Annotated in this window: 8 protein-coding genes; 2 read left to right on the top strand and 6 right to left on the bottom strand. The window is 39.8% G+C overall.

The features are described 5' to 3' along the window. Position 1: 1 nt before the first annotated feature. The 3 genes from RT138_RS06215 to RT138_RS06225 form a co-directional block, all read right to left on the bottom strand. Complete coding sequence (locus RT138_RS06215; protein WP_313190027.1) at positions 2-3,160, bottom strand: efflux RND transporter permease subunit; 3,159 nt, start codon at positions 3,158-3,160, stop codon at positions 2-4. Between the two features lie 83 nt (positions 3,161-3,243). After that, positions 3,244-4,410 carry an efflux RND transporter periplasmic adaptor subunit gene (locus RT138_RS06220; protein ID WP_313190028.1) on the bottom strand — a complete coding sequence of 389 codons (1,167 nt, stop codon included), beginning with the start codon at positions 4,408-4,410 and terminating at the stop codon, positions 3,244-3,246. 347 nt (positions 4,411-4,757) lie between these two features. Next, entirely contained in the window at positions 4,758-6,500 is a 1,743-nt protein-coding gene (locus RT138_RS06225) for a chloride channel protein (protein WP_313190029.1), read from the bottom strand. A gap of 267 nt (positions 6,501-6,767) precedes the next feature. Between RT138_RS06225 and RT138_RS06230 the strand changes: the two genes are divergently transcribed. Continuing rightward, positions 6,768-8,933, top strand: coding sequence for a S46 family peptidase (locus RT138_RS06230; RefSeq protein WP_313190030.1), 2,166 nt, complete (start codon positions 6,768-6,770; stop codon positions 8,931-8,933). A 73-nt stretch (positions 8,934-9,006) separates the two neighbouring features. Here RT138_RS06230 and RT138_RS06235 read toward each other — a convergent pair whose 3' ends face one another. Genes RT138_RS06235 through pckA form a run of 3 tightly spaced genes read right to left on the bottom strand, consistent with a single transcriptional unit; the run spans position 9,007 to position 12,527 of the window. Further along, positions 9,007-9,864, bottom strand: coding sequence for a YciI family protein (locus tag RT138_RS06235; RefSeq protein WP_313190031.1), 858 nt, complete (start codon positions 9,862-9,864; stop codon positions 9,007-9,009). A 51-nt stretch (positions 9,865-9,915) separates the two neighbouring features. Next, a complete protein-coding gene (fbp, locus tag RT138_RS06240) occupies positions 9,916-10,941 on the bottom strand; it encodes a class 1 fructose-bisphosphatase (protein ID WP_313190032.1) in 1,026 nt (341 codons plus the stop codon). Positions 10,942-10,952: 11 nt separating this feature from the next. Then, positions 10,953-12,527, bottom strand: a complete 1,575-nt coding sequence (gene pckA / locus RT138_RS06245; RefSeq protein WP_313190033.1) for a phosphoenolpyruvate carboxykinase (ATP) — start codon at positions 12,525-12,527, stop codon at positions 10,953-10,955. A gap of 530 nt (positions 12,528-13,057) precedes the next feature. On the opposite strand from pckA, the gene RT138_RS06250 reads away from it, so the two are divergent. Next, positions 13,058-14,062 (top strand): LLM class flavin-dependent oxidoreductase, encoded by a 1,005-nt coding sequence (locus tag RT138_RS06250; RefSeq protein ID WP_313190034.1) that lies wholly within the window; start codon positions 13,058-13,060, stop codon positions 14,060-14,062. Positions 14,063-14,078: the final 16 nt, after the last annotated feature.

Genomic DNA, 14,078 nt, shown 5'->3' on the forward strand with positions numbered 1-14,078 from the left:
TCTATTCTTCTTCTTCCGTTTTAATTTTATTACGAACCTTTTCGTCCAGGGATTTGAAAACAACAAATAGCACTGGGATAATGAAAATACCAAAGGTTACTCCAAACAACATACCGCCAGCGGCACTGAAACTGATGGAATGGTTACCGATCGCTGATGGTCCAACAGTCCACATCAATGGGATCAAACCTGCTACGAATGCCAAACTGGTCATTAGGATCGGTCTTAACCTTAATCTTGCACCATTGATAGCGGCATCCACTATACTCATTCCCTTGTCTCTTTCCTGCACGGCAAACTCGACAATAAGGATGGCATTTTTCGCAAGCAAACCAATCAACATGATCAAACCGACCTGCACATAGATATTATTTTGTAGTCCTGCCAGACCGATCGTTGCATAAACTCCAATCAGACCTACTGGAATGGAAAGTAATACCGCCCAAGGGAGGATATAGCTTTCATATTGTGCAGCCAATAAAAAGTACACAAACAGGATACTCAATGCAAAGATGAGGATGGTCTGTGAGCCGGATTGACTTTCTTCCAAACTCATACCGGTCCATTCATAGCCGATATTTCCTGGCAACTTATCCTGTGAGAATTTCTCAATGGCCTCCATGGCATCACCTGTACTGTAACCCTTAGCAGGTTCAGCGTTGACTACGATGGCATTGTACAAGTTATATCGGGTGATGGTTTCCGGTCCAACGATCTTTTTCAAAGTGACTATGGTATTGATAGGCACCATTTTTCCTTCGGTATTCCTCACGAAAATAGAGCTAAAGGATTCCGGGTCGGTACGGAAATCAAAATCTGACTGTACATACACACGGTACTGTCTACCAAATCGGCTAAAGTCTGAGGCCTGTACCCTTGCGAAGTATAAACGGATGGTCGACATCAAACTGTTGATGCTCACCCCCAATGATTTAGCCTTAACTACATCAATATTGACTTCATATTGCGGGAAGGTCGATTTAAAACTGGTATATGCATTTCCTATCTCAGGTAATTCATTCAGTTGATTGATAAAGGTATCAGCCAAGACGTTGAAATCTCGGATATCACCTCCTAACCTATCCTGAAGAACCAGCTCGATACCGGCGAAGTCCCCAAACCCTTGAACGGTTGGTCTAGGGAAGACCGTAAATTTAGCTTCATGAAGTTGGGATAGATCATTCCTTACCGTATCCATAAATTCCTGGATATTCTTGATATACTTACGGTCAGCATGAGGAACCAATGTAATATAGCCAGCAGCAAATGCCGGACTGGAACTTGCGTCCAGTGCATTATACCCTGATACGGACGTCATCCCTTCGATATCCTTGTGTCTCCTTAAGATACTATCAGCTTTTTTGAGGACTTCTGTCGTTCTGGACAAGGAAGCACCTGCAGGCATGGCAATATTAAAGGTCACGAATCCATCATCCTCCGTCGGGATAAAGGATTTGGGTGATTTCATCATCAGGAAAGCTCCGATAGCCGTAATTACTGCTAATCCAGCCCATGCTACCTTTTGATTTTTGATCAACTTCTTAACACCAATGATATATTTATCAGTGAACCTATCGAATGAGGTATTAAAGGCTGTAAAGAACCTGTCTTTATAGGTATTGAATTTATTTTTCTTCTTACCGATTTCCTTTTCATCTTGAGGGGCCTTAAGAAGCAATGCACATAATGCAGGGCTTAAGGTCAAAGCGTTCAAGGCGGAAATTAAAATGGCGGTAGCCAAGGTATAGGCAAACTGTCGATAGAAAATACCGGCCGGCCCCTCCATAAACCCTACAGGTAAGAATACTGCGGCCATAACCATCGTAATGGAAAGGATAGCTCCCGTAATCTCCGACATGGTCGATAAAGTCGCCTGTCTCGGTTTTTGTCCCGTAGCATGCATCTTATGGTGGATGGCCTCGACGACGACAATGGCATCATCGACCACAATACCAATGGCGAGGACGAGTGCAAACATCGTCAGTACATTCAGCGAGAAGCCAAAGAGCTGCAAGAAAAAGAAGGTACCGATGAGGGATACAGGAATTGCAATGGCAGGAATCAAGGTGGATCTGAAATCTTGCAAGAAGATAAATACGATGATAAATACCAAGATAAACGCCTCGAAAAGGGTATGTTTTACCTGATCGATGGATTGGTCAATCTGGTCGCGCACGGAATAGGTAATATCATAGTCAATACCTTTCGGGAAGTATTTCCTCTGTTCCTCTAATACCTTACGTACCTCCACATCAATATCGTGGGCATTGGAACCACTGGTTTGGGTTAGGTTAAGCGTCAAACCTGGTTTCCCGTCAACCTTGTTATCAGAGTTTAAGTTGGTAGCACCAAACTCAACCCGGGCAACATCTTTCAGGTATAGAACGGAACCATCATTATTGGTTTTAATGACGATATTCTGGAATTCTTCCGGCTGACTAAATCGTCCTTTGTGTTTAATAACGGTTTCAAAGGCCTCATCAGATGTTTCACCAAATTTACCCGGTGCAATCTCAAAGTTTTGATCTTTGATGGCATCCGAAATATCTTTGGGCACCAGATTATACAGAGCTAATTTCTCTGGATTTAACCAAACACGCATGGCGTAATCCCTAGCTCCTAACCTGGAAACCTGGGCCACCCCATCAACACGAAGTAATGGGCGCATTAAGTTAATCTGAGCAAATGCCTGTAGGAATGTTTCATCGTAGACCGAATCTTTCTGGTTCGAGAAAATATTGATGGTCATGATAACCCCACTTTGCCGCGGCATCGTGGTAATACCAGCTTCGTTTACTTCCGCTGGAATGGAAGATATAGCTTTTGAGATCCTCGTTTGAACGTTTACTGAAGCCACGTCGGGGTTGGTACCGGTTTTAAAATATACGGTTACCGAACCAGAACCTGAGTTGGAAGCAGTTGACCTGATATAAGTCATGTTCTCTACCCCGTTGATTGCTTCTTCAATTGGCAATAATACGGAGCTGGCTACAGTTTCAGCAGTTGCACCGGGGTAACTCAAGGAAACAACTACACTTGGCGGAGCGATTTCAGGGAAACGCGTTACTGGAAGTAACTTCATCCCAACCAATCCCAAAATAACCAAGATAATAGATACAACAGTAGCTAAAACGGGACGACTTACGAATGTTTTAAGCATATAGCAATATTAGGGTTTAGCTATCCTAAGCCCTTCCTGCATGTGCAAAGGAAAGGTTAGAATAAGCAAAATTAATTTGACAATTATTTTTGTTGAGGTATAGGCATGATCACAGAGCCATCAGTCAGCTCTTCGAATCCACTTAAAATTACGCGGTCACCTTCTTGAAGTCCTTCAGATACGATATACTTATCCTTGGTAGAACCGTTCAATTTGATGTTACGACGTTGTGCCTGATTGTTTTTGTCAACAACAAACACAAAGGTTTTGTCCTGCAATTCATTGGTCGCAATCTGCGGAATCTGCAATACATCTTTTTTGACTTCGGCAATCTTTAAGGTACCGGTACTTCCTGAACGCAAGATATTGTTTGGATTAGGGAAAGTCGCTCTCAATGAGATGGAACCTGTGGTTCTATCAACTTGTCCATTAACCGCATCTACAACACCTTTGGAAGAATATTCCTCACCATCGGCCATCATCAGGGTAACCTCTGGGAAAGTCAGGCGTTTCAATTTATCGTATTTACGACCTTCGACACTATCAGCTTTTGCCTGTGCCTTTGAGAAGTACAAGAAGTCTGATTCGTTCATCGCGAAATAGATATAAACCTCCTGGATATCCGATAGATAAGTCAAAGGTTCTTTATCGCCTTTGGTAATCAAGTTTCCGATACGCTTAGGAATACGTCCTATATAACCACTCACTGGCGCGGTGATCGTTGTAAAATTTCTACTTAACTGTGCCGAGCGAACTTCTGCAGCTGCTTGGTCCAGTCCTGCTTTTGCGACTTGATAGTCAGATTCGGCCGATGCTAATCTAACATCTGCAATGACATCGTTCTCTACCAAGGGTTTCAAACGGTCAACTTCTAACTTCGCATTCTTTAATTTGGCTTGCGCCACTTTCTCTGCAGCATACATATTATTTAAATCCTCTTGATAAAAAGATGGATCTATTTTGAATAGCTTCTGTCCTTTTTGCACATAAGCACCTTCATCTACATAGATTTCCTGCAGCAAACCCTCTACCTGAGGACGTACTTCAACATTTACCTTACCTTCAATGGTACCTAGGTAATCTTTTACCGTTACAGCATCCGATTTATCGACGGTGTAAACTGGTAATGCCATGGGTTTTGCGGTATCTTCTTTTTCTTTGGATTTACTTTCAGAACAACTCGACATGATGCCGACTGCTCCTATTAATAATAACGTTGCTTTTAAAATTGATAACTTTGTTTTCTTCACAGTAATTTTCCGATTTTGTACTTTGTATTCGTAATATTTTTATTACACTTCCATCTTATTAACGTATCATTTAACAATTATTGTACCGTTTAACATTTGTTAACAGATTATACTTTAGTTAATATTTTGTTAATTCTAAGACATTTAAGCTTTAAATCATTGGTTTTCAAAGCATAAAACCAAACATTTGAAAAATAAAAAAGGGGGATTTCTTTATTTTTTTTTAATTAAACCAATTGGAAAATCAGCAGTCAAAGGCAATCCTTTGTATGATTTCAAGGAAATTTCAAGGGGATATTATTGCTACGGAGTATATAAAGTAACATATTTTGGTCAAATCGAAAGGATTACTCCAAATATTGACCTTGCCTTATTAATAGCCAGCGATACTTATTGAATACCGAGGACTTTGAAATAAAGCCCAGATATTGCTCATCTTTATTGACCACCGGAAGGATCCAAACATCTTCTTTGTTCATCTTGGTCATCACATGCTCCATATTCTCTGTTTCAATGATGATATCATTCGGTTTTTGAGCCAGGACTGCAAAAGTTTTGTCTCTTCCCTCCTCTTCTCCTAATAGAATTGAAAATAATCGCTCGCTGTAAAGAATACCAAGCAATTTTCCTTTTTCATCTACGATCGGGAATATATTCCGTTTGGAATGAATAATATCTGATTGACGGTCCAATGGGGTCTGGTCTGGTCTTAGGACGACAAAATTGGTTTCAAGAACATAGCGAAGTTTCATCATACTGAGTACGGTCCGGTCCTTATCTTCATAAGAAAGAAGATCTCCGGATTCTGCCAATACCTTGGTATAGACGGAATGCTTCATCACCCCTCTATTGATTAGGTATGAAATGGAGGCTACCAGCATCAAAGGTACCATCAAGGTATATCCACCGGTGATTTCTGCAATCAGAAAAATCCCTGTCAATGGCGCATGCATAATACCTGCAAGTGCAGCTGCCATACCAGCCATTACGAAATTAGGGACATTGAGCTGCACAAAGCCTGTTTGGTTCATGCCATAGGCAAAGGCAAACCCGATCAATCCCCCCATAACCAAACTAGGTCCAAAGATACCTCCGTTTCCTCCCCCATTGATCGTAAAGAGTGAGGCAAAGGATTTCCCAAACAGGGTCAATATCGTATAGCAGACGACTACCCAGGCCATATCCCTATAGTCTGAAAACAAGGAGTTCTTGACAATGGAGTTAAAGTGCCCATCTAGGATTTGTTGAATGGTCAGATAGCCCTCTCCATATAAGGCAGGGAATACAAAGATCATGACTCCCAAAGATATCCCACTTACCCATACCTTATTATATGGATTCTTGATCTTCGAAAACCAATTCTTAACTACTTGGCTGATCTTGGAGAAATAGATGGTATAGAGGCCGACCAAAACGGCTAATAGGATGTAAAAGAATATCGAGCTCACTTCCCAATCTGTTGCGGCAGTATGGAACAAAGGTTCGCTGTATAAGATCCTGGAGATTACCGCAGCTAAGGCCGAGGAAATCAACAATGGGATAAAGACAGGGATTGAAAACTCGGGCAATAGGATTTCAATGGCAAATACCATCCCAGCAACGGGGCTGTTAAATGCTCCGGATATACCTGCTGCAGCTCCACATGCCAAAAGCATCGTAACTTCTTTATAGCTCAATCCGAAGAATCGACCGATATTGGAACCAATGGCGGAACCCGAATAGGCAATCGGCGCCTCCAATCCTGAAGACCCCCCAAAGCCAACCGTAATGGCACTGGTAACAATTTGAGAATAAATATTATGTAAATCGATTCGACTGGAACGTCGGGAAATGGCGTAAATGATTGGTGTGATTCCGTGTTCAAGCTTCTTTCCCTTGATGAACTTGCGGACATATAGCACACTCAGGAAAATACCGATCAGCGGAAATATTAAATAAAGGGAATATTTGAAATGCCACTCTAGATCATCTTGTAATTTGGCCGCGATAAAATGAGTTAATCCTTTCAAGAGTGCAGCTGCCAACCCGCCTACAATACCCACCACAAAGGCTAGAACGATTAGAAAATTTCTGTTCGAAATCTTCTGCATTCTCCACCTATTTAAAGCCTCTAGTTTCTTTAGAAATTTTTGTCTCATTCTTTGGTCATTTCTCCTTTTAGATAGCTCAAGATTAATGTTTGCTATTTATAAAGGCTAAGGTTCCTATTATTAAATTAGCGTGAATAAAATCCCCTATTTTCTGCAAATATAGGAACCATTTATCGAATAGTTAAATAATACCCTAGGTATTACAGCAATAAATCTTTTTTGCCGATTAACATTTAGTATTTTTGGGGTGAAACAAAATCTATAGTTATGTTAAACTTTATCAAAGCAGGGATTATTGCTGCTTTCTTAACCACCGGAACGGTCATCATTCCGAATGCCATTCCTGATGAAGGGATGTTCCCATTGAGCGAACTGGGCAAGGCCGGTCTGAAAAAAGCAGGATTAAAAATTAGCGAAAAGGAAATCTATAATCCCGGACAGATAGGCCTAGTCGACGCCTTGGTTCAGGTTAGTGGATGTTCTGGCTCTTTTGTCTCGCCGAATGGATTGATCATCACCAACCATCACTGTGCTTTCAGTGCCGTTCAATTAGCCTCCACACCCGAACACAATTATTTAGAAAATGGATTCGTTGCGAATTCACATGAGCAAGAAATCGAAGCCAAGGGACTGAATATCCGGATTACGGACTCTTATGAGGATGTATCCCAAAGAATCTTAGAAGCTGTTGCTAATGTCACTGACCCTAGCCAGCGCATCGATATCATTACCAACAAAAGAAAAGAAATTGCCAAAGAAGCTGAAGCCCAAGATCCAACCATCAAAGCTGAGGTTTCTGAGATGTTCATTGGCAAGAGCTATGTATTGTTCAAATATAAAACCATAGAAGATGTGCGCTTGGTTTATATCCCTAGACAGAACATTGGAGAGTTCGGTGGTGAGACGGACAACTGGGTTTGGCCTAGACATACAGGTGACTTCTCTTTCTTGAGAGCCTATGTTGCCAAGGACGGTTCTTCTGCGAAATACTCTAAAGATAATGTCCCTTATAAACCAAAGAAGCATTTAAAGGTGAACCCTAAAGGTGTAAATGAAAATGATTTCGTTTTTATCCTTGGCTACCCTGGACGTACATTCCGTCATAGACCTGCCCAATACATCGAATATCAGCAGCAATATTTATTGCCATATACCTCTGAGCTTTATGATTTCCAAAATCAACAGATGCTACTTGCAGGAAAAGATGATAAAGCTACTGAATTGGCACTTGCAACAAGGATCAAGAGAAATGCAAATGTAATGAAGAATTACAGAGGTAAATTGAAAGGATTGAGAAACATAGACCTTGTCAATACCAAGATCAAGGAGGATGAGGAATTGGCAAAATTCATTGAAAATGATGCAACGTTGAAAGCTCAATACGGTTCCTTGATGAAAGATATAGACCAACACTACGGATTGGTTTTTCAAAATGCAGAAAAAGAATTATGGTATAACAATATCTATTCTGGAATTCGCTCCTTACAGTTTGCTTCATTGACCAATAGCTTCCAAGATGCAATTAACAAGGAGTTATCCAGCAAACGCAAGGAAGAACTGTACAAGGCCAATGTAGATAATTTCAAGAAACAGTTAGCTGGCCTTTATGAAAGCTTCAATCTGAATGTAGATAAAAGCATTGCAAACAGCATGTTTGCCCAAGCATACCAATTAAAAGATGGCAATGCCCTTCCTTTTGTTGCAGCTCACAAGTTCAGTAATGAACAGGCAGCTTCTGATTATATCACTAAAGCCATCGAAGACTCTAAACTTTCTAATCAAGAGTATTTTGAAAACACGGTCCTAAAGGATGTAAATTCTTTCTTAAAGTATTCGGATGATTTAATGAAATTTCAAAAAGAACTGGAAACAGAAATGCAGCCATTCTATGCGGAACAAAAAAGAAGAGAAGGTAATTTGAACAAGTTAATGGCGGATTATATTGCCGTAAAAGAAAAGTTCCAATCGAAAAGCTTTATCCCAGACGCGAATTCAACCTTAAGGTTGACATTTGGAAACATAAAGGGCTATAGCCCTGCAGACGCCACCTACATGGAGCCATTCACTACCGTAAAGGGAATTATTGAAAAAGGAAACTCAGGTTTAAATGAATTCACCTATCCTGAAGCAATCAAAACCAACTGGTTGGACAAGAACTTCGGAAACTACTTCAAAAAGGATTTGAACGATGTACCTGTTAACATCCTATATAACATGGACACTACGGGCGGAAACTCAGGTTCACCTATCATGAATGCTTACGGAGAATTAATCGGAGTGAACTTCGATAGAGCTTATGATGCTACTATCAACGATTTTGCTTGGAATGAGAGCTACAGTCGTTCGATCGGTGTCGATATCCGTTATGTGTTATGGATAGCAGATAAGGTTGACAATGCCCAATTCATCATCCAAGAAATGGGAGTTAAATAAGACACAATATATAGTTAAAACTGATTCGGCCAGTCTTGCAGAGCAATGACTGGCCGAATCAGTTTTAACTATATTAGAATTTAGATTTGGTAATTTTTTCTGAATATGGAAGATACATGGGAAGAGCAGCCGAACCATACCAGGTATAAATAGAATAAGTCAGATACCCCGCTTTTATGGCTGGATCAGTCTCCAGAATGGCTTTCGCTTCCTCTTCTGTCTTTACATTGTTTAGAATAAACAGACCCCTATATTGATCCGTATTCTTCCCAAAAGGACCAGCAACGATCAGCTTCTCTTCCTTAACCAACCTGTTGATATTATCCATATGGCCTTTGAAAGCTGTATTGATCAAATCTTTGTCCTGATCTTTATTTTCTCCAGTCTTCAAAACCACATAAAAGTAGGATTTCATGCCGTATTCATCTGAACCTAACTTCTGTGCTAAAGCTTCATCATAGGCAGTATCCTGCTCTGCAACTGAAAACTTCTTAGGCACGAAGATTTGTGTATGCTCTTTTCCCTGTCCAGCAATTTTTACAATCAGATTCCCTGTAGAGTCTGGAGCCTTGCTATAGGTAATTTCTTGCGGGAAATCATGCTTATGATTAACAAACTTGATCTCCTTATCAGATGGTTTACCATCGGCAGTAAATTCAATTGTTAAACCTTTATTCCGCCCCACTACCGTAGCCATCAAAACTACCTTCCCTTTTATCAATTGAATATCCAGATATTCAGAAACCTGAGGAATAGCACCGTCAATTTTGTAACCAAAGCCTTTCATGCTCTTGTCAGAAAGTACATCCCAATGTTCTTCGCTATTGCTCCCCTTAATTTTCCAATGACCTTTTAAAAACAGCGGTAATTTATCTTGGGCACAGGAAAGCTGAAAGCAGAACAGACACAGTACAGCAAATAGTATTTTCATAATTAGATGTTTTTGCAAACATAATTATTTTCAAACTACTTAAATAATACCCTATACAAAAGATGGTTCTACACTTGAATATTCTGCAATAAATTGTTCTACCTTTTCAACCATGTTCTTACTTCCGATGATCAACGGAGTCCTTTGGTGCAATTCAACAGGTTCAATGTCCAAGATTGGCATCTCACCGGTTGTTGCTTTACCACCTGCTTGTTCAGCAATAAATGCCAAAGGATTACATTCATACATCAATCGGAGTTTGCCATTCGGATACTGATACGTATCCGGATATAGGAACAGACCACCTTGAATCATATTCCTATGGAAATCGGCTACTAAAGAACCTATATATCGTGATGAATATGGACGGTTGGTTTCTTTATCGATTTCTTTACAGAATTGCAGGTATTGTTTAATCGCAAGGGAGAACTGATTGTAATTGCTTTCATTTACAGAATAGGTCTTTCCATTTTCAGGAATCCTTAAACCTGGATGGGAAAGACAGAATTCTCCAATAGATGGATCCAATGTAAAGCCATTCACTCCCTTTCCAGTAGTATAGACAAGCATGGTTGAAGAACCATAGATCACATATCCTGCAGCAACTTGTTTTCTACCGATCTGCGCAAAATCAATGTTCTCGATATCTTCTCCGGAGCTTACTCTTTTATAGATGGAGAAAATGGTACCTACTGACACATTTGCATCAATATTGGAAGAGCCATCCAAAGGGTCAAAATAAACCATATACTTACCTACAGCGTATTTATTTCGCTTTGTCAGATCTATTCCGTCTTCATGTTCTTCAGAAGCCAGATAGCAGCATTCGCCAACTCTTTCCAATGCATCCATAAAATAATGGTCTGCAAATACATCTAGTTTTTGCTGCTCCTCACCTTGGGCATTGGTATTCCCTTGCTTGCCTAGGATGTCAGCAAGGCCAGCTTTATTTACTTCTCTATGGACAATTTTGGCTGCTAAAGAAATCCCTTGTAGCAATCGAGTCAATTCTCCTTTTGCTTGGGGAAATTGGGTTTGTTGCTCAGAAATAAATTGCTCTAATGTTTGAATTCCCATTTCTCTGTTTATTAACTCAATACCTTTTCAACTGGTTTCGGGATAAATTGAGCATAGTTTTCATCAAACATTCCCTTTAATTTTTCCGCTAACTCCTCATAAGCTTCTTGATTGTCCCAAACGCGTTTAGGATTTAATAGATTAGTTGGGATTTCAGGACATTCCCTTGGCATCTGTAAATTGAAAATCGGATGTTTTTCATAGCCTGCCTCGCCAATATGACCTTCCATTGCGGTACGGATTAATTGACGGGTATATTTTAACTGTATCCTTCTACCTACGCCGTAAGGACCAGCTACCCAACCCGTATTGACCAACCAAACTTGGATATCCGGATTTTCTTCAAGTTTTTTCCTTAACATTTCTGCGTAGTGCATCGGGTGCAATGGCATAAATGCAGCACCAAAGCATGCAGAGAAAGTAGCCGTAGGAGTCTTTACTCCCATTTCTGTTCCTGCTACCTTAGCTGTATATCCATTGATAAAATAATACATAGCCTGTTCAGCAGTAAGCTTGGAGATCGGAGGAAGCACTCCAAATGCATCCGCACTTAGAAAAAAGATATGTTTTGGTGAAGCACCATATCCCCTAGGATTTACATTTTCCAAAAATTCGATTGGGTATGAAGCGCGCATATTTTCTGTGATGCTGCTATCGTCATAATCTGCTTCACGAGTCCCAGGTTTGAAATTCACGTTTTCCAATAATGCACCAAATTTGATAGCATTAAAGATTTGTGGTTCATGTTGCTGCGTCAAACCAATGGCCTTTGCATAACATCCACCTTCGAAGTTAAACACCTCATTTTCCGTCCAACCGTGCTCATCATCTCCGATCAATAAACGACCATGATCAGATGATAACGTTGTTTTACCCGTCCCAGATAGGCCAAAGAATAAAGCTGTGTCGTTTTTCTTACCGACATTGGCAGAACAGTGCATTGTTAACACGTTATGCTTTAAAGGCAAGTAATAATTCAGTGCAGAGAAAATCCCCTTTTTAATCTCTCCTGTATATGCCGTTCCGATGATGATGACCACTTTACGGGTTAGATCCAAAACCACGCAGTGTGAAGTTGGCAAGCCCAGCGCTTGGTAATCTTCAACTTTTAGATTTGAAGCTGCTAAGACCGTCCAATCGATTGGTCCTTGCGTTTCAACATCCACATTGATAAACATATTGTTTACAAAAATATCCTGACAAGGACTTTGGGTAACCGTAAGCACATTTTGCGCATAATCTTTATGATTACAAGCTTGTACAGATCTTACATAAATAGGATTTAATGAAAGATATTCAGTTACCCTAGCAAGCAACAGGTCAAACAGCTCAATGCTCATGGGTTTATTTACTTTTCCCCAATTTACATGCTCTGCTGTCTCGGAGTCTTTTACGATAAATCTAGACTCTGGCGAGCGCCCTGTAAAAATGCCAGTTTTGAAACTCAATGCTCCTGTTTCTGTTAAGGAAGCTTCATTATTTTTAATCGCTCTTTCCACCAGTTCTGGTACTGGAAGTTGAAAATAAATTGGACTTGAAGGACGGATCCCAAGTGACTCCAATTGACTACTGATTAAATTTGTCATATATAGGATTTATTTTGCGAACAAAGCTATATATATTTTTAGCAATAAAAAAAGTAAATTTAGCATATTGTAAAATTTACACAATTGTAACTATCTTATTTTCAATTGAATAAAATGAAAAATATAGATATAATTAATTTAGCAATTTTTGACAGCAAAAAACAGCGTTTTCCATAATGTGCCTTTAAACAGTTTAAATGCATTTTTCATGGTTTCTAGCGATTTTTAAGGGATTTTAAGGTATTTATTATTTTAATTGAAATGAAAATGTAGCGATAATTCTACCTTGCTAAAATGAAATGACAATATCCTTTAATAAATTGACAATATATGTTAAAAATTATTCCAATTTTGATTAAAAATCAAACGTAAAATTTGAACTTACTCAAATAAAAAATCCCTTAAACCCTATGTTAATACTAGACTACCTTCATGTATTCTCTATAAATTTTAGGAATCGTGACAAAGCTCAAATAATTCCATACATTAAGATTACCATTTCATTGTAATTAGCGATGTATATTTACCCTATGAAGAACATCCAATATTCACTACTGGAATTAGCTACCTTAAGAAAGAATAATACAGCCGCTGAGGCGATCGAAAGAGCCTCGGAAGGTGCCAAACATATAGACAAATTAGGTTATACCAGGATCTGGCTTGCCGAACACCATAACATGGAATTCATTGCCAGTTCGGCCACTTCAGTACTCATAGGCCATATTGCAAGCCAAACAAAAAACATCAGGGTTGGATCCGGAGGGATTATGCTTCCTAACCACTCCCCTTTGGTGATTGCAGAACAATTTGGGACCTTAGAATCTATTTATCCCAACCGAATTGATTTAGGCCTAGGGCGAGCTCCCGGCACTGATCAAGTTACAGCTATGGCGCTTAGACGGAATAATTTAAATACGGCTTTCTATTTCAAAGATGATGTGCAGTCCCTACAGCGCTATTTCAGTTCCGACAACCACAGCTCCAAGGTTCGCGCATTCCCTGGCGAAGGCTTAGAAATCCCTATCTGGATTCTAGGGTCCAGCACAGACAGTGCCTTCCTTGCTGCGGAATTGGGCCTACCCTATGCATTTGCGGCACACTTTGCCCCAAATATGTTAAAGGCCGCCGCTGATATCTATAGAATGAATTTCAAACCATCCGAACAACTACAGGAGCCTTATTTTATGGTTTGTGTAAATATAGTGGCAGCAGAAACCAATGAAGAGGCAATATTTTTATCCAGCAGCTTGCAGAACCTTTTTGCAGGAATAGTGACCAACCGAAGGATGCCTTTATCAGCACCAACGGAAAAACCAATATTCCACGGAATACCCGAAATCGAGCAAGCGGTTCAATCCATGACTTCAAGTACCTATACAGGCAACCCTGAACAATTGGCCAGGACACTTAATGAATTGATTGAGGAGGTAAATGCACAAGAGATCATGACAACAAATTATATATTTGATGATCAAAAAAGATTGAGATCCTTTGAATTAATTAAGGACACTTTCGATTTAATTAACAAAGAATAAGCAATTTCAACACATT

Origin of the sequence: Sphingobacterium sp. (assembly GCF_032065005.1) — a bacterium.
In the GTDB taxonomy this organism is placed as follows: Bacteria; Bacteroidota; Bacteroidia; order Sphingobacteriales; family Sphingobacteriaceae; genus Sphingobacterium.